Here is a 23,996-nt window from a genome sequence, read left to right on the forward strand (position 1 = left end):
ATAGTTACTAGTACACTCATAGTCACTAATGGGTACGTAGTAATTAAGCGAACGGAGCATTTGGGCCAGTAACTTTCACGACATCGCCCTGCCCGACTCTGTTAATAGCCCAAAGAACGCGCACAAGAGATTGATTTTTGAGAAGTTTTAATTAGCCCAAGTAAAACGCGGGAATTATAAACGTGCCCTCCCCCCAGCACCATAGCCATGCATCGATTTGAATCAGGTTTTATTCAGCTTTTCCTCGAATTAGATTTATTTTTACGCAGAACTTTCTCGCACCCGACACTTAATAAAAATTATTCTCATTAATCAATTGAGTCCGTCACTCAGCTATTACCTATTCTTTACCGCTTTATTTGCAATCCATACACCCCGCACAGCAGCCAACACAGGTAAAATGCCCGGCATCTTTGAAGGCGACCTCGACTATCGATTTATGACGTATCAGTTACCAAGCAATCCACCCATCTCGGACAAAACTGGCAACCGCCAATACTGGGGACAACTTTACGGTAGTGCACAAGCACTGACGATTGTAAATGCCGCCAGAGCCCATAAAGGCCTCAGCCTGGTCGTCACCTCTGACACCAATACCGCAATCCGCCTGGAATCCGAACTCTCGTTTTTTGCCAAAGGCTCGGAGCCGCTGCCGGTATTACATCTGGCCGACTGGGAAACCTTGCCTTATGACTCCATATCGCCCCACCAAGACATCATCTCCGAGCGCCTGAGCACGCTGTATAAGCTGCCTGGCGTAAAACAGGGCATCCTGGTAGTGCCGGTAACCACCTTGCTGCAGCGGCTGATGCCGCAATCCTATTTGATTGGCAATAGTTTGATGGTGTCGGTAGGCGAGAAGTTTGATGCCAATGAACTGCGCCAGAACCTTGAGCGTGCCGGGTATCACTGTGTCGACACAGTGTATGAACACGGTGAGTTCGCGGTGCGCGGCTCGCTCATGGACATTTTCCCCATGGGCAGTGATGTGCCCTATCGCATCGACCTGTTTGATGACGAAATTGAAAGCCTGCGCACCTTTGATCCGGAAACACAGATGACGGTAGACAAGGTTGAAAAAATTCAACTGCTACCCGCCAAAGAATTTCCGCTCAATAAACAAGGTATCAACCTGTTCAAACAACAATGGTTGGAACGCTTTGATGTAAACCACAAGGCCTGCCCGGTATTCCAGGATGTCAGCGCCGGTATTTCACCGCCCGGTATCGAATATTATTTGCCACTTTTTTTTGAAAGCTGCAGCACGCTATTTGATTATCTCCCCACCAATACCTTGGTCTATGCACTGGGTGATATTGAGAAATCTGCTGAAAACTTTTGGCTGGAATTATTGCGCCGCTATGAAAGTCGCCGCGTAGATCCGCTGCGCCCACTGCTTGAGCCTCGCACTATTTATTTGGCAATTGATGAATTTTTTGGCCAATTGAAAAAATATTCGCGCACATTTATAGAATCGGCCCCGCTGGATGAAAAACAGGGCAACTACAATTTTGCATCCATCGCCACACCATCATTGCCCATTCGCGCACAGGCCGAAAACCCATTGGCCGCCATTCAGGCATTTTTGTTGGAATTTGATGGACGTATTTTATTTTGCGCAGAATCTGCCGGCAGACGTGAAACTTTGCTGGAACTGCTGGGACGAATTCGCGTTCGCCCCACTACTGTCGACACATGGACTGACTTTTTACATCACGCCGACAAACTTGCCATTACTATCGCTCCCCTTGAGCAAGGCCTGTTATTAACCGAGCCGAAAATTGCGTTAATTTCTGAGTCGCAATTATTTGGCGAGCGCATCCAGCAACAACGCCGCCGTAAACAAACCCAGGACAATGCAGACCTGGTTGTCAAAAATCTCACTGAATTAAAAATTGGCGCATCTGTTGTTCATATTGACCACGGTGTTGGGCGTTATCGCGGACTGGAAACCATTACCATCGATAACCAAACCAATGAATTCCTGACATTGGAATATGCTGACGAAGCCAAGCTCTATGTGCCGGTTACCAGTTTGCATTTGATCAGCCGCTATAGCGGTGCCGATGATGACCTTGCGCCATTGCACAGATTGGGCAGTGAATCCTGGCAGAAGGCCAGACGCAAAGCCGCCGAACAAATTCGCGATACCGCGGCTGAATTATTGGAAGTCTATGCGCGCCGCGCCGCGCGTAAAGGTTATGCATTTCCAGATCCCAAAACGGCCTATGATGCTTTTGCGGCAAGCTTTCCATTTGAGGAAACAGCCGATCAGCAGCGCGCCATTGAGGCAGTTATCAACGACATGCTCTCCAACAAGCCAATGGATAGATTGGTTTGTGGCGATGTGGGTTTTGGCAAAACAGAAGTGGCGATGCGCGCTGCCTTTATTGCCAGCCACGGCGGCAAACAAGTAGTGATCCTGGCGCCCACAACCCTGTTGGCACAGCAGCATTACGAATCGCTCAAGGATCGCTTTGCCGATTGGCCAATTACGGTTGAAGTATTATCGCGCTTCCGTACCACCAAAGAAGTGAATCAAGTGCTGGAACGCATTGCCGAAGGTAAGGTGGATATTGTCGTAGGCACGCACAAATTATTATCGCCTGATATTAAATTCAAAAACTTGGGCTTATTGATTATCGACGAGGAACACCGCTTTGGTGTGCGCCAAAAAGATCAAATTAAAGCACTGCGCGCCGAGATCGATATTCTTACACTCACCGCCACGCCTATCCCGCGTACACTCAATATGTCTATGGCGGGCATTCGCGATTTATCCATTATCGCTACACCACCGGCGCGCCGACTGTCCGTAAAAACATTTGTTCGCACCTATGACGAAGCCGTGATCAAGGAAGCCATACTGCGTGAAATTTTACGTGGTGGTCAGGTCTATTATTTACACAACGAAGTAGACACCATAGAAAAAGTAGCACGCGACATACAAGAACTGATTCCGGAAGCTCGCATCGGTATAGGTCATGGGCAAATGCGTGAGCGCGACCTGGAACGGGTGATGTCCGACTTTTATCACAAGCGTTTCAATATAATGGTGTGCACCACTATTATCGAAACCGGTATCGATATTCCCAGCGCCAATACCATTATTATTAATCGCGCCGATAAATTTGGCTTGGCACAATTGCACCAATTACGTGGTCGTGTTGGCCGCTCACATCACCAGGCTTATGCATATTTATTAACGCCAGATCGCCGCTCAATGACCGACGATGCACAAAAACGACTGGAAGCCATTAGCGCTGCAGAAGATTTGGGCGCGGGCTTTACGCTGGCCACCTACGACATGGAAATTCGCGGCGCCGGTGAATTATTGGGTGATGAACAAAGCGGACAAATTCAAACCATTGGTTTTTCGCTCTATATGGATATGCTTGACCGCGCCGTTAAGGCTATACGCCAGGGCAAGCAGGCGGACCTGGAAAAAGCCATGAGCGAAGCCATTGAGATCAACCTTCGCATTCCTGCGCTGATTCCGGCAGATTATTTGCCTGATGTCCATACCCGTCTGGTAATGTACAAACGCTTGGCCAATGCCGAAAATGAAGAGGCTCTGCGCGATTTACAGGTAGAGATGATAGACCGGTTTGGTTTACTGCCCGAACAAATTAAAAACCTGTTCCGTGTCACCCAAGTTAAAATCACCGCCGAAACCATTGGCATTACCAAGTTGGAAGCCAATGCCCGTGGCGGAAAAATTGAATTCTCCAGCGATACGCGGGTAGATCCATTAAAAATAGTAAAATTGGTACAAAGCCAGCCACGTATCTACAAGCTGGAGGGTGCAAACCAACTGAAATTTACGATGGATTTGGAGTCAACAGAAAAACGCATTCAAACCGTCGTTGACCTGCTCGATCATTTAATGACAGATAAATAACACAGATCCTTATCACCCATTGGTGGAATCAATTTATGGCTTATCGATCATTTAAACACCTGACAACCGCACTCGGAATCACCACACTGCTTGCCAGTATGCTGGTTACACAACTGAGCCATGCACAGGCGAAACCGGCTGGCCATGAAGGCTGGTATCAGGTCGAGCTTATTGTGTTTGCACGGAAAAATGACACCAGCCAAGAACATTGGCCCAGCAATATCAAGCTGCGCTACCCGAGCGATTGGGTGGAATTAAAAGAGATTACTACTGCAGAAAATAGCAGTATTGATCTCACCAAAGAGGCCTTCTATCGCCTGCCAGAGAGCGAGCGTCAACTCAATGCCCAGGCACAGAAACTGGAGCGCAACTCACGCTTTCAGGTGCTATTTCACAATGCCTGGCGACAAGTCATCACCAATGAAAAGGCTGCTAAATCCATATTGATACAAGGTGGCCAAACCTTTGGGCAACACCAGGAGCTGGAGGGCAGTATTCGCCTGAGCGTCGCAACTTATTTAAAATTGCAGACCAACCTGTGGTATTCGCAATTTGATCTGAATGTAGGGCAGGAACAAACTCGACAATGGCCGGAACTACCGAAACAACCCAACTTCCTGGCAACCCCCATCGCAGGCCTATCACTCGATTCCTCACTGGAGTTGGAGCAAGCGCTGGCGGTGGAAAACCAACAGTGGGACAACACACTCGCCACACCAGATAACAGCAACGACCCAGCGAATAGCGACAATTATCTGACGCGGCAAATTATCCTGCTGCAACAATCACGGGATATGCGCAGCAGCGAAATTCACTATATTGACCACCCCGTAGTCGGCATTATTGTGCAAGTAACGCCCTACCCGGCACAGGGCGTGCAACCTGCCCCCTAAACCCACCAACAAAAACACCAGCCGAAGCTGGTGTTTTTGTTGGTCATCCCCAAGGGACTGGGGCAGCGTTAACTCAACAACAGTACAACATCTTCAGCTTGTAAGCCTTTATCGCCCTGCTGTAACTGAAACTCAACACTCTGCCCTTCTGCCAGAGAACGGTACCCCTCGGCACGAATATTTCGGTAATGCACAAAAATATCCTCGCCACCTTCACCACGGGTAATAAAACCGTATCCGCGCACGTTGTTAAACCATTTAACAGTACCAATCTCACGTTCTGACATATGAAACACCTCTAAAGCCTTGATGCTTATTGTTATTTGCCCGGTTTGCTTCACCCAATGATCGCCAGCAAGACTGGCTGCTATCCACAATAACCCGGTTTTTTGGCTCTCAGGATTAGAACCAAAAACCTGAAGTTAACAGATATTAACAAAACTTGGGAATAAGGAGGGATTTTTTTATAGTTGTTTTTGTGAGCGGCTAGCGATGTAGGCCTCATAATCAGGAACCACATGGGATGATTCGCCATTAAACAAAGGCGAGCTGACTATGAAATCAGCAGAACTCTGATTACAAGCAACCGGAATATTCCATACCGCCGCAATACGCAGCAGCGCTTTTACATCCGGGTCATGGGGCATGGGCTCAAAGGGATCCCAAAAAAATATCAGCATATCAACCTTGCCCTCGGTGATCAGAGCACCAATTTGCTGATCGCCGCCCAGTGGGCCAGATATAAGCTTGGTAATGTCCAGCCCGGTCTCACCAGCAATCAAGCTGCCCGTTGTGCCGGTTGCATAGAGTTTGTGTGAAGCCAGGGTGTCACGGTGCGTATTGCACCATGCCAGAAGGTCCTGCTTTTTATTATCGTGTGCGACCAAGGCGATGGACTTCTTTGCCGGTAACACAATGTTTTTGTACTCCATAATCAACACACCTGTATGAGAGGTAAAAAAAATGACCTTGTCCGATTATAGACAAGGTCATTTTGAATGACATTAGCGACAAATCGAATTTATCGCCACTGCTGCCACCTTGAGTATCAGTGACTCAATTCCAACAATAATTTGTTCAAGCGTTGAACGTAGGCAGCAGGGTCCTGCAAATGTGCCCCTTCTGCCAGGTTAGCCTGATCAAACAAAATATGCGCCAAATCACCAAAGCGCTCGTCGTTTGCCTCTGCTTCCAACTTTTTAACCAGTGGATGCTCGGGATTCAGCTCGAAAATCGGCTTGGATTCAGGCACTTTTTGGCCCGCCGATTCAAGCAAGCGACGCATTTGTGCCCCCATATCAAACTGCCCCACTACGACACACGCCGGTGAATCCGTCAGACGATGAGTAATACGCACTTCAGATACCTGAGCATCCAATGCAGTTTGAACACGCTCCAGCAAGGGCTTCAATTGTTCAGCCACTTTTTCCTGCGCTTGTTTTTCCTCTTCTGTATCTAACTTGCCTAAATCAAGCTCGCCTTTACCCACATCCTGGAAATGCTTGCCTTCAAACTCTTGCAGATGGCTCATCAACCACTCATCTACTCGATCAGACAAGAGCAATACCTCGATGCCTTTTTTGCGGAACACTTCAAGATGAGGACTGTTTTTTGCGGTGTTAAAATTATCCGCCGCGATGTAATAAATTTTTTCTTGCCCTTCTTTCATGCGCGCCACATAGTCATCTAACGACTGATCTTGGTCGGCACTACCGGTATGGGTCGATGCAAAACGCAACAGCTTGGCGATTTTGTCACGGTTAGCAAAATCTTCTGCCGGCCCCTCTTTCATGACCTGACCAAATTCTTTCCAGAAAGTGGTGTAATTCTCTGGCTCGCTCTTTGCCATTTTGCTTAGCATGTCCAGGACACGCTTGGTCAAGGCAGAGCGCATTGAATCAATATTAGGGTCTTTCTGCAGGATTTCACGCGATACGTTGAGGCTCAAATCATTTGAGTCCACTACACCTTTGATAAAACGCAAATACAGCGGCAAGAATTGTTCAGCGTCATCCATAATAAACGTGCGCTGTACATACAACTTCACACCGCGCGATGCATCGCGGTTATATAAATCAAAGGGCGCACGCGCTGGAATAAACAACAGGCTGGTGTAATCGAGATTACCTTCTACGCGGTTGTGGCTCCAACTTAATGGATCAGTAAAATCATGGCTGACATGCTTGTAAAATTCTTTGTATTCATCGTCGCTCACCTCGGAGCGCGAGCGCGTCCAGAGTGCGGTAGCGGTGTTGATCACCTCATCTTCCGGCTCAGTATTATCGGCCTCTTCACCCGCCGGTTTTTGCTTTTGCATCACCACTGGAATGGCAATATGATCGGAATATTTTTTGATAATGGAACGCAAACGCCAGTGATCGGCAAACTCTAACGCATCATCTTTCAAATGCAATTCAACGGTCATACCGCGATCCGCTTTCTCAACGGATTCAACAGTAAACTCTGCATCACCAGAGCACTCCCAACGCACCGCCTCACTTGCTGGCGAACCGGCGCGACGCGTGGTTACTACCACTTTATCAGCAACAATAAAGGCAGAATAAAAACCGACACCAAATTGACCAATTAACTGTGCATCTTTTTTCTGGTCGCCTGACAATTTTTGCATAAATTGCGCAGTGCCGGATTTAGCGATAGTACCGAGATTCTCAATCACCTCATCGCGCGACATACCTATACCGTTATCGCTGATGGTGAGGGTTTTTGCATCCTTATCAAAACTGATACGAATTTTTAAATCGGCATCACCTTCGTAAAGCTCGCCATTAGAAACGGCTTCAAAACGCAACTTATCTGCTGCATCCGAGGCGTTAGAGACCAGCTCGCGCAGAAAGATTTCCTTATTGGAATACAGGGAATGGATCATTAAATGCAGTAACTGCTTGGCTTCTGTCTGAAAGCCACGAGTTTCTTTGCGAGCATCAACGGTCATTTTTTAACTCCTTAATTAAACGCACAAATAAGTGAACACATAATGGCCATCAAGGTTGATAGCAATGTTCAGTAGATGGGGCAAGCAGTCAGGAATTCAAGGGCGGGAAATGAAACGAAATAGCAGGCAATAAAAAAGCCGCTTAAAAAAGCGGCTTTTAAATTTGGTAGGACTAAGCAGACTCGAACTGCTGACCCCCACCATGTCAAGGTGGTGCTCTAACCAACTGAGCTATAGTCCTGAAGAGGGGCGCACTTTACCAATCTGTATCGGCAAGGACAAGACCCAAAATCATTTTTTTATGGCTGGCCGCTTGCTTTATCGCAAATTAGCCTAATCCGCGAGCAAGGTCGGCTTTTAAATCAGCGATATCTTCCAGACCAACAGCAATACGAATCAAATTCTCGGTAATGCCCGCCTCTGCTTTTTGCTCTGGCGATAAACGGCCATGCGTTGTAGTTGCAGGATGCACAATGGTAGTTTTGGTATCGCCCAAATTCGCTGTGAGCGACATGATGCGAGTAGCATCAATCACTTTCCAGGCTTCTTCGCGACCACCTTTTACGCGGAAGGACAAAACACCACCAAAAGCCGACTGTTGCTTTACTGCCAGCTCATGACCCATGTGGGTTGGCAGCCCGGCATAAAACACCTTCTCAACCTGAGGGTGTGTATTCAGCCACTGCGCTAGCGCCAGTGCATTACGCGAGTGAGCCTCCATCCGTAAACGCAGGGTTTCCAAACCTTTCAGAAAAACCCAGGCATTGAATGGGCTCATACTGGGCCCTGCACTGCGAATAAAGCCCAAGACTTCATCAACATGTTGCTTGGCACCGGCTACTACGCCGCCCAGGCAACGCCCCTGCCCATCGATATATTTGGTCGCTGAATGGATAATAAGGTCAGCGCCAAACTTCAATGGCTGCTGCAGTGCAGGCGTACAGAAACAGTTGTCGACCACAAACAACGCGCCGTGGGCATGGGTTAAATCCGCCAAGCGTTGGAGATCAATCACATCGCACAATGGGTTCGAGGGCGTCTCAACAAAAACCAACTTGGTGTTGGCAGTAAAACCAGCCTCCCATGCGCTGTAATCAGTCGGATTAACGAAGGTCGTGCTCACACCAAATTTTTGCAGGAATTTTGTAAACAATACGGTGGTTGTCCCAAACACACTGCGCGAACACAGAATGTGGTCACCCGACTTTAATAGCGCGATGCAAGTCGACAAAATGGCAGCCATACCCGAGGAGGTGCCCACTGCCGCTTCTGCACCTTCCAGTGCTGCAATGCGCTCTTCAAACATGCGCACCGTAGGGTTGGTGTAGCGCGAGTAAACATTTCCCTCTTGTGCACCGGAAAATCGTTCAGCAGCTTCTTGTGCACTGCCAAACACATAGCTCGATGTCAGATAAAGTGCTTCACTGTGCTCACCTTCATGAGAACGTGTCTGACCGGCACGAATAGCCAAGGTATCCAGTGCGGCGCCCAGTAGCGGATCTTCCGCCAAATGATTTTCAAAATTATCCATTGCGATTATCCAATCGTTTCTTAGCCGCGTGCCGCGCCATTATGCAAGCCAATCGGTAATTCCATTTGTTTTACTTTTTTGCCTGACTTGGCACTGTCGTTACGGGCCGCAGCAACTTTTTCCAAATACTCTGGCGTTACATCGCCAGCACAGTATTCACCGGTAAATACGGAACAATCAAATTCGGTCACTTTGTTGTTACCTTCGGTGGAAGCCGCAATCAAATCGTCCAAATTCTGGTAAATCAACCAATCTGCGCCAATTTCACGGCACACGTCCTCATCGCTATGGCCATGGGCAATCAACTCGGCGGTGGTTGGCATATCGATCCCATAAACGTTCGGGTATTTCACAGCGGGTGCAGCAGAAGCAAAATACACTTTCTTGGCACCCACATCCCGTGCCATTTGGATAATTTGCTGGCAAGTTGTGCCGCGCACAATGGAGTCATCAACCAGCAATACATTTTTGCCTTTAAATTCCAACTCAATGGGATTTAGTTTCTGGCGTACGGATTTTTTACGCTGCTGCTGGCCGGGCATAATAAATGTACGACCAATGTAGCGGTTCTTTACTAGACCTTCGCGGAATTTCACGCCCAGTTTTTGCGCCAGTGCCTGGCCAGCAACACGGCTGGTGTCAGGAATAGGAATAACAACGTCAATATCGTGATCAGGACGCTCACGCAAAATTTTCTCTGCGAGCTTTTCACCCTGACGCAAACGCGCTTTGTAAACAGAAATACCATCCATAATCGAATCGGGGCGCGCGAAATACACGTGTTCAAAAATACACGGCGTTAAGCGTGTCGCTTTAGCGCATTGGCGACGATGCAACTCACCTTCTTCGGTGATGTAAATGGCTTCGCCCGGTGCAACATCATCAATCAATTCAAAGCCGAGCACATCCAAGGCAACACTTTCCGATGCCACCATGTACTCAATCCCGCCCTCTTCCGCCGCACGCTTGCCGTACACCAGCGGACGAATACCATTGGGGTCACGGAACGCAATCAAACCGTAATTCGCAATCAAGGCAACCACGGCATAACCACCGGTAACACGATTGTGCACACCGGCCACAGCCGCAAACATATCGTCGGCAGTCGGGCTGAGTTTGCCCTGCATTTGCATTTCATGTGCAAACACATTGAGCAACACTTCCGAATCTGAATCAGTATTGACATGGCGCAGGTCGGTTTTAAAAATATCTTCGCTGAGCTTATCGGCATTAGTGAGGTTGCCGTTGTGCGCAAGCGCAATACCGTAAGGTGAGTTCACATAAAACGGCTGTGCCAGCGCAGGGCCAGAGCTGCCTGCCGTTGGGTAGCGAACATGGCCAATCCCCATATTGCCTAACAGGCGCTGCATGTGGCGAGTTCTAAACACATCCTGAACCAGACCATTGGCTTTTTGTTGGCTCATACGGCCATCCTGACAGGTGACCATGCCGGCGGCATCCTGTCCACGGTGCTGCAAGATCGTCAACGCATCGTAAAGCTGCACATTCACATCGCGTTTACCCACAATACCTACAATGCCGCACATAAGATTGCCTCAATAACAATTAAACAAGGTTAAACTTTTTCAGGAGAGTCAAGGCTGCCGAACAACGTCATCCACCATTGGCTAACCTGTTCGTAGGCTGATCGCGCCCACTCTTCACACGCCAGAAAATGGGGAATCAATAGCGCCTCATGCCACCATTCATCTTGATTGACCGGCAAAAAAGCCGGCAACAGAATAAGCAGGGCCATCACCACAATAAATGCCCGGGCAACACCAAAAACCATACCCAGTAGTCGATCTGTGCCCGATAATCCGGTCGCTCGCACCAATGCACCAATCAGGTAGCTAGCCATAGCCCCCAGCAATAAAGTTGCAACAAAAAGCACGGCATAGGCAGTCATCAGACGCACAGAGGGCGTTTCAATTTGATTAGCCAAAAGATATTCGAACTGGCCGCCAAACATTTTGGCAACCAACACAGCAGCAACCCAAATAACCAATGACAGGGCTTCACGTACAAACCCACGGATCAGGCCTATCAAACAGGAGAGCGAGAATATAGCGATAATGGCCCAATCAGCCCAATTCATAGACCCGCCCGCTCCCATATCAGCAATGAGTGGTTTACAGAGGCGCGCATTCTAACAGAGGTCGACTGCTGATTGCTTTAGGGTTTAAAGGGTAAAACGAGAGAATTAACTTTCAGACGACTATCCAACTGGGTTTTAACCGACATGGCTTCAGCTTTACTTTGCTTTGGCCCAATAAAAACGCGATAGATGGTGTTGTTAGCCAGCGGAACCACCCTGACATAGGCCCTATGCCCTTCCGCTTGCAGTTGATCGCGCAATTTATTGGCTCCTTCTTGCGCGCTCAGGCTGGCAACTTGAATCACCCAACCTTCAGGCAACATTGAGTCATTGGATGCCGTAGACATCGCCGAGCTGGATGTAACGACAACCGCTGAGGAACTGGGCGTACTGGCTACCACTGCCTTTTCGTCATCCAGATTCTTATCGTCAGCAGGAGCAATGTCTTCCGAATCGGCAGGGACAAACATGGTTTCAGGTGCAGGTGCAGGCTCTATGCCCTCGGGCTGCTCTGGCTCATTGAAGTCAACCGCCGTAATGCTGGGGCGCCCGGGAATATGCGACCCAGTATCAACCTGATATTGCTGACGATCCTTGAAGAAGCTGGGCAAGAACAACACAGCAACCGCAGTCAATACTGCTGCGCCTATCAAACGGTGTTTTACTGATTCTCTCACCTAAAACCCCTGCCTAAAAAGTTAATCCACCCGCTTAAAACGAGTAGTCAATGGCTTGCAGACCTGCTGCAACTGTGTGAAAAGAGCCGAACACCAGAATGATATCACCTGGATTTGAAGCGCCGTGTGCCGCACTCAAACAATCGGCCACGCTGCCTTTGGATACAGCAGAACACCCCATCTCTGCCAACGTTTGCTGTAGCTCATCAACCGTTGCAGCACGCGAAATGAATGAGAGATCGGCAAGGTACCAGCTTGTCACCACCGCTTTTAGATTCACAAGACTTTCCACGCGATCCTTATCTGACATCATGGCGACCACGGCATGAATCGGCCTAGGCAATAGTTGGGACTGTTGCAATCGCGACAACAAATAGGCCGTAGCAGCGGGGTTGTGCGCAACATCCAGAATCACTTCTCGATCACGCCATGTGCATTGCTGAAAACGACCGGGTACACGCAAACCAGACAAACACTCAAAAGCACGAATTGCCGTTAGATCAAGCCCCAATAAGACAGCAACCTGCAAGGCAGCGGCCATGCTTGGCAAGGGCAACTGCGGTATAGGCTGATCGACAAACTCATAACCCTTAGACCACCAAGCCCAAGTATGTTGCGCAGAGGCGGTATAGCCAAAGTCATGGTTCAGCGAATAGAGGACCGCCCCCAACTGGCTTGCACTGGCGGCAATAGAGTTTGGTGGGGAAGGATCTGCACAAATAACAGGCTTTCCAGCGCGCATAATTCCAGCTTTTTCAACACCGATGACTTCGCGGTTGTCTCCCAGCCAATCTGTATGATCTAACGCAATACTGGTAATTACCGCGATATCTGCATCAATAATGTTGATGGCATCCAAACGACCACCGAGTCCGACTTCAAGCACCATAGCAGTCACGTTGCGGCGACGGAAAACACCCAGGGCAGCGAGAGTGCTGTATTCAAAATAAGTCAAACTGATAGGCGATGAAGCCAACTCATCTACCAACTGGCAAGCTGAATATATTGCATTGAAGGCAGTACAAATTTCATCGTCAGCAACAACTTCGCCATCAACCACAATGCGTTCGTTGTAACGAATAAGATGAGGAGAGGTGTAGACACCTACAGAGAATCCTGCCGCACCAAGCAATGCAGCAGTAGCGGCCACACAAGAGCCTTTGCCATTAGTGCCGGCGACAGTCACTACTGTCGCAGTAGGGTTCAGCAGGGACATACGTTTGGCCACTGTAGCTATGCGCTCGAGGCCAAGGTCTATCTCACGTGGATGGTTTTGCTCCAGCCACGCGAGCCACACAGGAAGCGACGTTGATTGCATGAATTAACTGTTCGCTGAAAAAGCTTAAACTGCAGCTTTACGAGTGAATTTTGCTAAAAGTGATGCCAACTTATCACGCATATCGCGACGATGAATAATCATGTCAATCGCACCATGCTCCAATAAGAACTCGGCACGCTGGAAACCTTTAGGCAATTTTTGACGAATGGTTTGTTCAATAATACTCGGGCCTGCAAAACCTGCACGAGAGCCCGGCTCGCAAATATTCAAATCACCCAACAACGCCAAGCTGGCAGAAACACCACCATATACCGGGTCGGTCATTACTGAAATATAAGGCGTGCCCTGCATTTTTAAACGCTCAATAACCGCACTGGTTTTGGCCATTTGCATCAGGGAAATCAGTGCTTCTTGCATACGTGCACCGCCCGTTGCAGAGAAACAAATGAACGGAATATTTTCTTTTAATGCGATAGTGGCTGCACGAGTAAAACGTTCACCCACCACATAGCCCATGGATCCACCATGGAAAGCAAATTCAAAGGCCACAGCTACAACTGGCATACCTTTCAGCTCACCGCGCATGGCAACCAAGGCGTCTTTTTCACCGGTTTCTTTTTGCGCTGCGGTTAAGCGGTCTTTGTATTTTTTAACATCTTTAAATTTCAAGCGATCTACTGGTTCCACATCGATTGCCAATTCCTGGCGATTCTGTGGATCCAAAAACATATTCAATCGTGCACGTGCGCCAACACGCATGTGATGATCGCATTTAGGGCAAACATCGAGTGTTTTTTCCATCTCTGGCTTATATAAAACTGCATCGCACTTAACGCACTTCTCCCACAGCCCCTCTGGAACTTTTGTGCTACGTTTGGTATCGGTGCGGGAAATACTGGGGATAATTTTATCTAACCAACTCATGGTTGTTTCTCTGTACTCGATGTAGATGAAATTAATCGGGCAGGTTCAAGCGATCAACCAACCCGACTCTTTAGGAATAGAACAAGTAACTTAAAGACTATCTATCGCAACGCGAATACTGCCAATAATATCGCCAACAGCACGGGCAATTTCCTCGGAGTCTTTCCCTGCCATACTGCCCATTTTATCAACCAATACACTACCGACAACAACACCATCAGCCAGTGCGGCAACGGCTTTCGCTGTTTCCGGGTCTTTAATGCCAAAACCAACACATACTGGCAGGTCAGTTAATTTACCAAATTCGGCCAACTTGCTCTTCACCGAGTCAACATCCAGGTGTCCGGCGCCGGTAACGCCTTTGAGCGAAACATAGTAAAGAAAACCGGTGGCGTAGGCGGCAATTTTCTGCGCACGCTCCACGGTTGTGGTGGGAGCCAGCAAGAAAATATTATCCAAGCCTTCGGCATCCAAATACACTTTGAGCTGCACCACTTCTTCGGGCGGAAGATCAACAGTCAACAAACCATCAACACCCGCATCAGCCGCTGCCTTGGCAAACGCCGCATAACCAAAGCGCTCAACAGGGTTGGCGTATCCCATCAACACAATTGGTGTGGTTGTATTGGTAGCGCGAAACTGCTTAACCAACTCGAGGGTTCCCTTGAGGCTAATATGATACTCAAGTGCACGCTCATGCCCTTTTTGAATCACAGGCCCCTCAGCCATAGGATCCGAAAAAGGAACCCCAAGCTCAATAACATCAACGCCCTGCTCCACTAAGGCGTGCATGGTTGGCAGCGTGGCTTCCGGGTGTGGATCACCATTCACTATATAAGCGACAAGAATTTTTTTACCTGCGCTTTTGGCTTGCATCAACTGTTGGGAAATACGACTCATCGACAATTCCTGATTTTTCCTGCCGTTATGGCAGCGCTATAAACTATTTTTTGTGCCCACTGACTTAAACGGTAATCCCATCCAAACCGGCAACAGTCAAAATATCCTTATCACCGCGACCGGAAAGGTTGGCGATAATGATTTGGTCTTTGCTCATGGTTGGTGCTAATTTTTCAACATAAGCCAAGGCGTGACTGGATTCCAGCGCAGGCATAATGCCTTCTGTTTTGGTTACTTTACGGAATGCAGCAAGTGCTTCATCGTCATTAATGGCCACGTAATTTACACGACCAATATCTTTTAACCAGGAGTGCTCCGGACCAACACCGGGGTAATCCAATCCGGCTGAAACAGAGTGAGTCTCGATGATTTGACCGTTTTCATCTTCCATCAGATAAGTACGGTTGCCATGGAGCACACCGGGAATACCTTTATTCAGCGGCGCAGCATGTTTTCCGGTTTCTATACCCAAACCACCGGCTTCTACACCGTACATTTTGACTGAGTCGTCGCTCAGGAACGGATGGAACAAACCAATCGCATTTGAACCACCGCCAACACAGGCCACCAACGCATCCGGTAATTTTCCTGCCTGAGCCAATGACTGGCGACGCGCTTCACGACCAATAATAGACTGGAAATCGCGCACCAATTGAGGGTAAGGATGGGGACCTGCAACGGTTCCGATAATGTAGAAGGTATCGTCCACATTGGTGGCCCAGTCGCGCATGGCTTCGTTCATCGCATCCTTGAGAGTGCGAGAACCCGATGTGACCGGAAATACTTCCGCGCCCAATAATTTCATGCGATAGACATTGAGCGCCTGACGCTTAACATCTTCAGCGCCCATATAAACACGGCATTTCAAGCCCAGACGCGCAGCCACAGTGGCAGTTGCAACACCATGCTGGCCCGCACCGGTTTCAGCAATTACGCGCGACTTACCAGTGAATTTAGCCAGCAGCGCCTGACCGATCGTATTGTTTACCTTATGGGCACCTGTGTGATTCAGGTCTTCGCGTTTGAGATAAATCTGGGCTCCACCTAACTCACGTGTCCACCGCTCAGCCAAATAGAGTGGTGACGGGCGGCCAACATAGTGAGCCATGTCTTTATCAAACTCTGCCTGGAAACCTGGATCATCCTTCAAACGCATGTAAATTGATTCAAGTTCATCAAGGGCGTAAATCAGCGTTTCGGAAACAAAGCGGCCACCGTATGGACCAAAATGACCTTCCGCATTGGGAAATGCACTGTAATCAATAACAGAATTCTGCTCAGTGTTACTCACTGTTTAATCACCTGTAAGAAGTCGACATTGTTGTAACAGATTTCAAGCTGTACAGCGTCGCGCGTTATTAATAAAAGCCGTTAGTTTGCTGTGATCTTTTTTCCCGGGAGCGGATTCTACACCACCACTCACATCAACCCCATAGACACGAGTTGCAGCAATCGCTTGGGCAACATTGTCCGGTGTCAGACCACCTGCCAACACCAAGGGTGTGGAGGTTTTCTGCGGGACTCGCGCCCAATCAAAGGTTTCGCCTGTTCCCCCTGGCACACCGGGACGGTAAGCGTCTAGCAGGATTCCCGAAGCGCTGGCATAAGCCGCGATAGTGGCATTAACATCCAGCTCGGGACGCATACGAATCGCCTTCATGTAAGGGCGCTGGAATGATTCGCAATAATCCACTGCTTCATCACCGTGAAATTGCAGTAACTGCAATGGCACCTGAGTCAATACGCTACGCACAAACTCTGGATCAGCATCCACAAACAAGCCAGTCACCGAGACAAAGGGGCCTACGGCCAAAGCAATGCTTCGCGCGTGTTCAATACTGACCGCACGGGGACTGGCCGCATAAAAAACCAATCCAAGCGCATCCGCTCCCGCATTGACGGTTGCAACAGCATCATCAACGCTGGTGATACCGCAAATCTTAATACGCACGCACGACAAGGGTGGCTGCTCCAATAAGCGAAAAACACAAAGGGCAATAACGGACGCCCGGGAGACAAAAAATAAGGCGGCGATAATAACAGAATTTACCCATTATGAGCGCAAAAACACTGGAACAGGCTAATCCCGGCCAGCGAAACCACCAAGCGGCTCAGGAAAATATAAAGGCCCCGGCGATGCCTTGGGCAATTCAAAAGCGGCAGGATATTCAACACCAACCAAATACAAACCAAAAGGCTTGGCCGTCACACCACCAGCACTGCGGTCACGCGCAGCCAGCACATCGGCAACCCATTCGGGAGGCTTATCGCCCGCCCCTACCGCCATGAGCACACCGACAATATTGCGTACCATGTGATGCAAAAATGCATTCGCCTGCACCTCAAGAACAATCAGGTCACCACGCCGTGCAATATGCAAATACTCTATTCGTCGCACAGGGCTTTTCGCCTGACACTGGGTTGCACGAAACGATGTAAAGTCGTGCCGACCAACCAAATAGGCTGCTGCGGCACGCATCAACTCAACGGTCAAAGGACGCGACGACCAAGTGATCTGATCATGTAGCAACCCCGATGGGGTTCGCGCATCAGTTAGTAGGTACCTATAGGTGCGATTATGCGCACTAAAGCGGGCATGAAATTGCGGCACCACTTCTTTAACCCAACGCACGCTAACCGAGTCCGGCAAGTGTGGACGCGTACCACGCAGCCATGCTTTCTCTGGTCGAACGGCCAGGGTATCAAAGTGAATAACTTGATTCGTAGCATGCACTCCGGCATCCGTCCTGCCTGCACACACCAAGGAAATTGGTTCATCGGCAATACGCGAGAGCGCCTTTTCCAGGGCTTGCTGTACTGTTTTCACCCCGTTAGGCTGAACCTGAAACCCATGATAATCCGTTCCTTTATATTCAATCCCCAGCGCAATCCGGTGCATTCCCTCAGGCCACAGGGTATCTGCAACAACTTCACCGCTACGTGTATAGGGTTTTGAATCGGGTACGTAGTTATCGCTCATAAAACACCAGTATCAAAAACATCCAAGCCAACCAGATGCTGAAAATAAAAAAGCCTTGCAGGTTAATGCAAGGCTTTTTAAACAACGGAAAAATTACACTATGCGACCGAGCAACTCATTGGCTTCATTACGCTGCTCTTCGCTACCTTCATTGACAACCTCAGACAGAATATCTTTTGCGCCTTCGGTATCACCCATATCGATATAAGCGCGCGCCAAATCCAGCTTGGTTGCCGCCTCATCAGCATCAGCGAGAAAATCAAGCTCAGAATCCATTTCTTCATCAGACAAATCAGCCAGCGTGGATTCATCGCTGGAATAGGCATCGATATTTAACTCATCCGATTCTGTATTGAAATCAGACAGGGCTTCGGCAAACAAATCCTCATCTTGATCCTCACCCAAAGGCTGCTCAAACTCAGGCGTAGACTGCAATGACTGCGGCTCTTCCAGTGTTTCAGCAAATGCCTGCAGGTCATCAAGATTATTGAGCGCGGATGGAATTTCATCGTGCAACTCAAGATCAATCACCTCCTCTGAGCCTGCGTGAAGTTCATAGGTGAAAGACTGCTCATCCAGCGCCGCCAGCTCTTCATTCAAGGAGTCAAAATCCAATGAACTTTCCGGAAGCTCGAATTCGGCATCATCAAGATCAATAGATGCGCCCGATACTTCAGTGGACAGCTCAGACTCAGTAGTATCCAGTAAGCCAGCATCAAACCTGACGTCATCGCCCTTATCAAGATCATCCGTCAACACCAACTTGGTTGAACCCAAATCTTCCGCCATAAGCCCAAAATCTGCATCAGTGTGCAGGGGGAATACATCATCATCGAGATCAACACCCGGAGCTGCTTCGTCTTTCGCTATTTCAGCGGCAGCAAAATCAGCTATGGCAGGCTCATCATCAAAGTCGACGTCCAGGCTTTCCATTTCATGATCCAATGCAGCCAGATCCACGTCATCAACATTCATGTCAAGGTTGAAATCATCAGCAACCACTTCCAATGACTCTGGCACTTCTGTTTCTGGCAAAGAATCCGCTAAATTGAGGTCATCTTCAAAATCAAAGCTGAAGTCCTCGTCAATATCCAATGCTTTTGGCTCGACAGGCGCATCAGCTGTTGTACTTGCCAATTGATCCAACGCTAATGAAAGTTCGGATGCATCATCTGACTCAGTTTGCAGATTGGTTTCATCTTCTGTCAGATCAAAATCAAATGCCGACACTTCATTTGCAGTACCTGCTGTCTCCGCAGGTTCAAGTGATGCAATAGTTGCCTCGTCATCATCCAGATCCAAATCGAAATCAAAGTTGAACTCATCCTCGGCAATTGATTCGGCAGCAACATTCTGTTCACTGCCTGACGGTGCATGCAAGTCATCCAGATCAAGGCCATCCAGCTCCAGATTATCCAACGAAAAGTCGGTATTAAAATCATTGTCGGCAACCGCCGCATCTGTCGCTGCCCCTGCAAAATCACCCGCACTGGAAATAGTTTCGCGCAGTTCAGATGCACGAGAAAGCAGCGCGGCACCTGCGATAGGCAACAGCACCGAGTAATGCTTATCAAAAGCGGGCGCATTTTGCTGTTGCGCATAAACCTCCAGCAATTTCATGCGGATATCGGCTGATTGCGGATCTTTCTCCAGCGCGTTAAGCAGCATTTCCTCTGCTTGATCCAACTTTCCATAAGCGATGTAAATATCAGCTTCACCCACTACATCGCCCGTTTCAGCAACAGCAGTTGTTTCAGCTTCTTCCTCAAACAATGAAGAAGTATCAGCCAATTCGCCGATGTCATCCTCATTTTGCAAAGTCAGATCTTCTGGCTCACCCACAGAATCATCCAACGCAAAAACATCATCTTCTTCAATTTGTTCTTCTTCAGCCTGCTTGCGGCGACGGTATGCATAGGCTGCCGCTCCCGCACCAAAAACACCCAAGGCAGCCAATGCCAACCACAGTGGATTCTCTTTCAGGGAATCAACAATGCCTGGCTCTGGCACAGGTTGTTGTACAACAGGTTTAGGTTTCGGGGGCGCTGGCTGCGGTGGAGCAACCGCCGCTACACTGGATGCAGCCGAAGATACGGCAGCAACCTCTGCAGGCGCAGCAGATTGCACTGACGCCGCTTCTGCTGGCGCAACCTCTTGCCCGGCAGCTACTTGAAGCGCACGCAATTTCTCATTACTTACCGCAACAAGGCGCTCCATTGTTTCGATTTGAGCTTCAAGATCTTTTACCCGAGCACCCAGCTCGGTATTTTCAGACTTGGTTTTATCCAACTCTTCCAGAGTAGCTGCCAACTCACCTTCAAGTGCGCGCCCGGAACCATCGTTGGCACCACTGCCTTGACCCGAAGTATTTGTACCTGCGGAAGGTGCAGCCAGCTTAACCCGACCGCTAATTTCTGTAGATTCTGTACGCGCGGTATTTGAACGACGCGAAGCATTTAGCTGTGCACCGTAATTTGAATCGCCAGTTGCCTGGGCAAATTGACTCACAGCATCCGCTTTAGGAAGTGACGTCATATCGCTGGCATCAGGAATACGCAACACCTGGCCACGGCGCAACTTGTTGATGTCGCCATTGATAAAGGCATCGGGATTGGCACGATACAGCGCCATCATACTTTGATGTACAGAAACGCTCGAATTGGGACGAGCACGCAGTGCAATCTCCCACAGAGTATCGTTTGCACGCACTTCGTATTGATCGCCACTTAAGGAAGGTTTTGCTGAAGGACGTGATGGGGATGCACCAGAGGAAGAGCTTGATGGCCGTGGCACCGCGGTTGGAGCTGGTTGATAGCGCGGCGATGCTGTCGCCGCAGGCGTATTCACAGACGCTGGTTTGGCATCCTCTTCGAATGTAGGCAAATCCATCAACAAGGTGTATTCGCGCAAGAGGCGACCTGCAGTCCAGCGCGCCTCAATGAGGAAATTCAGATAGGGCTCACGCACCGGATTGCGCGAGCGAATAATGACTTTGGGACCATCAGCCGATTCAAGGTCAACCTGAAATTGCAGCTCGGTGTAGAAATAGAGGCGGTCAACACCATTTCGCTCAAAGTCAGCTGGCGATGCCAAGGTCACCAGAATCTGCTCTGCGGTTAAATCGCGCGTATCCAGCAGTTTTACTTCTGCTTCAAGAGGCTGATTGAGTGATGACTTGAGTTTAACCTCACCTAACCCCAGAGCACTGACATAAGGTGACAGCACAAAGGACGAAAGACCACAGGCTAAAACCAACTGACGAAGACGCATAGCGCTATCCTTTTATTATTCCACGGCCGAATTAATTCGATTAGCCAGACATTTTAGTTGATAAACACAGCGTGACGTCGACTGGAAGTGCTGTGCTGGCGAGGCGCAAAACCTCGAATGAATCTTCAGTATCGTTCGTAAGTATTCATTATAAATAGGTTTTTATCAATACTCGGGGTCTTGACAAAGCGCCCGTAAAGGCCACTTTTTGGTGGTATTTAACAGCGTTTTAGCAAAAATGTGATAAAAGGCTGACATTTAAATCCTTATTTAGACCCGATTTGGTTATAAAAAGCGAAAAACCCCGAGGCAATCTGCACTCGGGGTTTTCGTTTTCATCTACACAACCTAAAGACTCAATGCACTTATTTGGATTCTTTAAGGATGCGCAGCATACGACGCAAAGGCTCCGCAGCACCCCATAACAATTGATCGCCAATCACAAATGCAGAGATATATTCTGGCCCCATATTCAGTTTGCGTACCCGACCTACCCCAATCTTGAGGCCACCAGTGATGGAAGCGGGAGTTAGCTCCTGCTCAGTGATGCTACGATCGTTTGGCACAAACTTCACCCAATCATTGCCCGATTTGATAATGGATTCTATCTCGGCTAGCGGAAGGTCTTTTTTGAGTTTGATGGTCAGAGCCAAACTATGACAGCGCATAGCGCCAATACGCACACACAGACCATCCACAGGGATGACATCAGTATTACCCAAAATTTTGTTAACTTCAGCCTGCCCTTTCCACTCTTCTTTTGATTGACCGTTATCCAATTGCTTGTCAATCCACGGAATCAGGCCACCTGCCAGAGGTGCTGGAAAGAATTCACGCGGCACATCATTACGAATGGTGCTAGCTACTTTTCTGTCGATATCCAAAATGGCAGAAGCAGGTGTCGCCAGCTCATCAGATACCGCGTTATGAATCACGCCCATGCCTTTCAATAATTCGCGCATGTGATTAGCACCACCGCCCGACGCTGCCTGATAAGTCATAGAGCTCACCCAATCCACCAAACCAGCATGGAACAAGCCACCTACGCCCATCAACATAATGGAGTTAGTGCAGTTGCCGCCAATAAAGTTCTTAACACCTTTTTTCAGCGCAGCATCAATAACACCCTGATTGACCGGATCAAGCACGATAATAGCGTCATCTTCCATACGCAGGCTTGAAGCCGCGTCGATCCAGTAACCATTCCAACCGGATGAGCGCAGTTTCGGGAAAATCTCATTGGTGTAATCACCGCCCTGACAGGTAACAATCACATCCAGCTGCATCAAATCATCAACCGAGTAAGCATCTTTCAATGCGGGCAAACCGGCAGCCACAGCAGGTGCGGCACCACCGACATTAGAAGTAGTAAAAAATACGGATTCGATATCGGCAAAATCATTTTCTGCTTGCATACGCTCCATGAGTACGGAGCCCACCATGCCACGCCAGCCTACAAAACCTACTTTCATGTCTATCTCTCTTTCAATTCATAAAACTATTGATTATGCCAGCGCTGCAACAACGGCATCGCCCATTTGCGAGGTAGATACTTTAGTCGTACCTTCGGTATAGATATCTGCGGTGCGGAAACCTTGATCCAGCACCTTGCCGACTGCAACCTCGATAGCATCTGCTACTTGAGGATATCCGAGTGAATAGCGCAACATCATGGATACCGACAGAATGGTTGCCAAGGGGTTGGCAATGCCCTGCCCGGCAATATCGGGCGCAGAGCCATGACATGGTTCATACATACCGCGACCATCTTTATCCAACGACGCTGAGGGCAACATACCAATTGAGCCCGTCAACATGGCTGCCGCATCGGACAAAATATCACCAAACATATTACCAGTCACCAATACATCGAACTGTTTTGGTGCGCGCACAAGCTGCATAGCCGCGTTATCCACGTACATATGCGACAACTCGACGTCCGGATACTCTTTATGCAGTGTATCCATGACCTCGCGCCACAACATGGTTGCTTCAAGCACGTTCGCTTTATCGACCGAGCATACCTTGCGATTACGCTTGCGCGCCATTTCAAATGCGGTGCGACCAATACGAATAATTTCGCTTTCGGAGTATTTATAGGTGTTGTAGCCTTCGCGCTCGCCGTTTTCCAGCACACGAATACCACGCGGCTCACCAAAGTAGATGCCGCCTGCCAACTCGCGCACTATCAAAATGTCCAAGCCAGAAACCACTTCTGGCTTCAGCGAGGAGGCATCAACCAATTGTGGATACAACAGCGCCGGACGCAGGTTTGCATACAGACCTAATTGCGAGCGAATCTTTAACAATCCCTTTTCAGGGCGAATGGAGCGATCCAGTTTATCCCACTTGGGGCCACCAACGGCGCCCAACAAAATCGCATCGGCTTGGCGTGCGCGTTCAAGGGTAGAATCAGCCAAAGGAACGCCATGCACATCAATCGCACAACCACCCATTAATTCGTTTTCAAAGGTCAGGCCCAAATCGAACTTGGCATTGACAACATCCAGCACCTTACGCGCTTCGCGCACGATTTCCGGCCCGATCCCATCACCTTCCAAAATTAAAATATGTTTACCCACAAGCATCT

18 protein-coding genes and 1 tRNA gene are annotated in these 23,996 nt (G+C 48.8%); 2 read left to right on the plus strand and 17 right to left on the minus strand.

Annotated features, from left to right (window positions below):
- Window positions 1-439 precede the first annotated feature (439 nt).
- A complete protein-coding gene (gene mfd, locus B0D95_RS06425; protein ID WP_078045647.1) occupies window positions 440-3,901 on the plus strand; it encodes a transcription-repair coupling factor in 3,462 nt (1,153 codons plus the stop codon).
- A 35-nt stretch (window positions 3,902-3,936) separates the two neighbouring features.
- Window positions 3,937-4,794, plus strand: a complete 858-nt coding sequence (locus B0D95_RS06430; RefSeq protein WP_078043130.1) for a CsiV family protein — start codon at window positions 3,937-3,939, stop codon at window positions 4,792-4,794.
- Between the two features lie 68 nt (window positions 4,795-4,862).
- Here B0D95_RS06430 and B0D95_RS06435 read toward each other — a convergent pair whose 3' ends face one another.
- The 17 genes from B0D95_RS06435 to leuB form a co-directional block, all read right to left on the minus strand.
- The gene (locus B0D95_RS06435; protein ID WP_078043131.1) at window positions 4,863-5,081 is read right to left on the minus strand and encodes a cold-shock protein; all 219 of its coding nucleotides are present in this window, start codon (window positions 5,079-5,081) and stop codon (window positions 4,863-4,865) included.
- A gap of 177 nt (window positions 5,082-5,258) precedes the next feature.
- The gene (locus B0D95_RS06440) at window positions 5,259-5,726 is read right to left on the minus strand and encodes a methylglyoxal synthase (RefSeq protein WP_078043132.1); all 468 of its coding nucleotides are present in this window, start codon (window positions 5,724-5,726) and stop codon (window positions 5,259-5,261) included.
- Between the two features lie 116 nt (window positions 5,727-5,842).
- Window positions 5,843-7,747 carry a molecular chaperone HtpG gene (gene htpG, locus B0D95_RS06445; RefSeq protein ID WP_078043133.1) on the minus strand — a complete coding sequence of 635 codons (1,905 nt, stop codon included), beginning with the start codon at window positions 7,745-7,747 and terminating at the stop codon, window positions 5,843-5,845.
- Window positions 7,748-7,911: 164 nt separating this feature from the next.
- Window positions 7,912-7,988: transfer RNA gene (locus tag B0D95_RS06450), tRNA-Val, on the minus strand.
- Between the two features lie 87 nt (window positions 7,989-8,075).
- On the minus strand, window positions 8,076-9,278 hold the full coding sequence (locus B0D95_RS06455) for an O-succinylhomoserine sulfhydrylase (protein WP_078043134.1): 1,203 nt from the start codon (window positions 9,276-9,278) through the stop codon (window positions 8,076-8,078).
- A 20-nt stretch (window positions 9,279-9,298) separates the two neighbouring features.
- On the minus strand, window positions 9,299-10,825 hold the full coding sequence (gene purF, locus B0D95_RS06460; RefSeq protein WP_078043135.1) for an amidophosphoribosyltransferase: 1,527 nt from the start codon (window positions 10,823-10,825) through the stop codon (window positions 9,299-9,301).
- Window positions 10,826-10,854: 29 nt separating this feature from the next.
- Window positions 10,855-11,376 carry a CvpA family protein gene (locus B0D95_RS06465; protein WP_078043136.1) on the minus strand — a complete coding sequence of 174 codons (522 nt, stop codon included), beginning with the start codon at window positions 11,374-11,376 and terminating at the stop codon, window positions 10,855-10,857.
- A gap of 77 nt (window positions 11,377-11,453) precedes the next feature.
- A complete protein-coding gene (locus B0D95_RS06470) occupies window positions 11,454-12,053 on the minus strand; it encodes an SPOR domain-containing protein (protein ID WP_078043137.1) in 600 nt (199 codons plus the stop codon).
- A 34-nt stretch (window positions 12,054-12,087) separates the two neighbouring features.
- Window positions 12,088-13,371 (minus strand): bifunctional tetrahydrofolate synthase/dihydrofolate synthase, encoded by a 1,284-nt coding sequence (folC, locus tag B0D95_RS06475; protein ID WP_078043138.1) that lies wholly within the window; start codon window positions 13,369-13,371, stop codon window positions 12,088-12,090.
- Between the two features lie 24 nt (window positions 13,372-13,395).
- Entirely contained in the window at window positions 13,396-14,256 is an 861-nt protein-coding gene (gene accD, locus B0D95_RS06480) for an acetyl-CoA carboxylase, carboxyltransferase subunit beta (RefSeq protein WP_078043139.1), read from the minus strand.
- Window positions 14,257-14,346: 90 nt separating this feature from the next.
- Entirely contained in the window at window positions 14,347-15,156 is an 810-nt protein-coding gene (trpA, locus tag B0D95_RS06485; RefSeq protein ID WP_078043140.1) for a tryptophan synthase subunit alpha, read from the minus strand.
- 64 nt (window positions 15,157-15,220) lie between these two features.
- Window positions 15,221-16,447: a tryptophan synthase subunit beta gene (gene trpB, locus B0D95_RS06490; RefSeq protein ID WP_078043141.1), complete on the minus strand. Its 1,227-nt coding sequence runs from the start codon at window positions 16,445-16,447 to the stop codon at window positions 15,221-15,223.
- A gap of 42 nt (window positions 16,448-16,489) precedes the next feature.
- On the minus strand, window positions 16,490-17,107 hold the full coding sequence (locus tag B0D95_RS06495) for a phosphoribosylanthranilate isomerase (RefSeq protein WP_210403689.1): 618 nt from the start codon (window positions 17,105-17,107) through the stop codon (window positions 16,490-16,492).
- 129 nt (window positions 17,108-17,236) lie between these two features.
- Window positions 17,237-18,136, minus strand: coding sequence for a tRNA pseudouridine(38-40) synthase TruA (truA, locus tag B0D95_RS06500; RefSeq protein ID WP_078043143.1), 900 nt, complete (start codon window positions 18,134-18,136; stop codon window positions 17,237-17,239).
- Window positions 18,137-18,229: 93 nt separating this feature from the next.
- A complete protein-coding gene (locus tag B0D95_RS06505) occupies window positions 18,230-21,406 on the minus strand; it encodes a FimV/HubP family polar landmark protein (RefSeq protein ID WP_078043144.1) in 3,177 nt (1,058 codons plus the stop codon).
- Window positions 21,407-21,771: 365 nt separating this feature from the next.
- Window positions 21,772-22,878 carry an aspartate-semialdehyde dehydrogenase gene (asd, locus tag B0D95_RS06510; RefSeq protein ID WP_078043145.1) on the minus strand — a complete coding sequence of 369 codons (1,107 nt, stop codon included), beginning with the start codon at window positions 22,876-22,878 and terminating at the stop codon, window positions 21,772-21,774.
- Between the two features lie 33 nt (window positions 22,879-22,911).
- Window positions 22,912-23,988: a 3-isopropylmalate dehydrogenase gene (gene leuB, locus B0D95_RS06515; protein ID WP_078045648.1), complete on the minus strand. Its 1,077-nt coding sequence runs from the start codon at window positions 23,986-23,988 to the stop codon at window positions 22,912-22,914.
- Window positions 23,989-23,996 lie beyond the last annotated feature (8 nt).

It is taken from the genome of Cellvibrio sp. PSBB023 (genome assembly GCF_002007605.1).
Classification (GTDB): Bacteria; Pseudomonadota; Gammaproteobacteria; order Pseudomonadales; family Cellvibrionaceae; genus Cellvibrio.

Bases quoted from the DNA above. Each gene is read 5' to 3' on its own strand.
- B0D95_RS06455 (WP_078043134.1), bottom strand. From the start codon at position 9,278: ATGGATAATTTTGAAAATCATTTGGCGGAAGATCCGCTACTGGGCGCC.
- B0D95_RS06430 (WP_078043130.1), top strand. From the start codon at position 3,937: ATGGCTTATCGATCATTTAAACACCTGACAACCGCACTCGGAATCACC.
- B0D95_RS06440 (WP_078043132.1), bottom strand. From the start codon at position 5,726: ATGGAGTACAAAAACATTGTGTTACCGGCAAAGAAGTCCATCGCCTTG.
- accD (WP_078043139.1), bottom strand. From the start codon at position 14,256: ATGAGTTGGTTAGATAAAATTATCCCCAGTATTTCCCGCACCGATACC.
- B0D95_RS06435 (WP_078043131.1), bottom strand. From the start codon at position 5,081: ATGTCAGAACGTGAGATTGGTACTGTTAAATGGTTTAACAACGTGCGC.
- B0D95_RS06505 (WP_078043144.1), bottom strand. From the start codon at position 21,406: ATGCGTCTTCGTCAGTTGGTTTTAGCCTGTGGTCTTTCGTCCTTTGTG.
- asd (WP_078043145.1), bottom strand. From the start codon at position 22,878: ATGAAAGTAGGTTTTGTAGGCTGGCGTGGCATGGTGGGCTCCGTACTC.
- folC (WP_078043138.1), bottom strand. From the start codon at position 13,371: ATGCAATCAACGTCGCTTCCTGTGTGGCTCGCGTGGCTGGAGCAAAAC.
- B0D95_RS06465 (WP_078043136.1), bottom strand. From the start codon at position 11,376: ATGAATTGGGCTGATTGGGCCATTATCGCTATATTCTCGCTCTCCTGT.
- truA (WP_078043143.1), bottom strand. From the start codon at position 18,136: ATGAGCGATAACTACGTACCCGATTCAAAACCCTATACACGTAGCGGT.
- purF (WP_078043135.1), bottom strand. From the start codon at position 10,825: ATGTGCGGCATTGTAGGTATTGTGGGTAAACGCGATGTGAATGTGCAG.
- mfd (WP_078045647.1), top strand. From the start codon at position 440: ATGACGTATCAGTTACCAAGCAATCCACCCATCTCGGACAAAACTGGC.
- htpG (WP_078043133.1), bottom strand. From the start codon at position 7,747: ATGACCGTTGATGCTCGCAAAGAAACTCGTGGCTTTCAGACAGAAGCC.
- trpA (WP_078043140.1), bottom strand. From the start codon at position 15,156: ATGAGTCGTATTTCCCAACAGTTGATGCAAGCCAAAAGCGCAGGTAAA.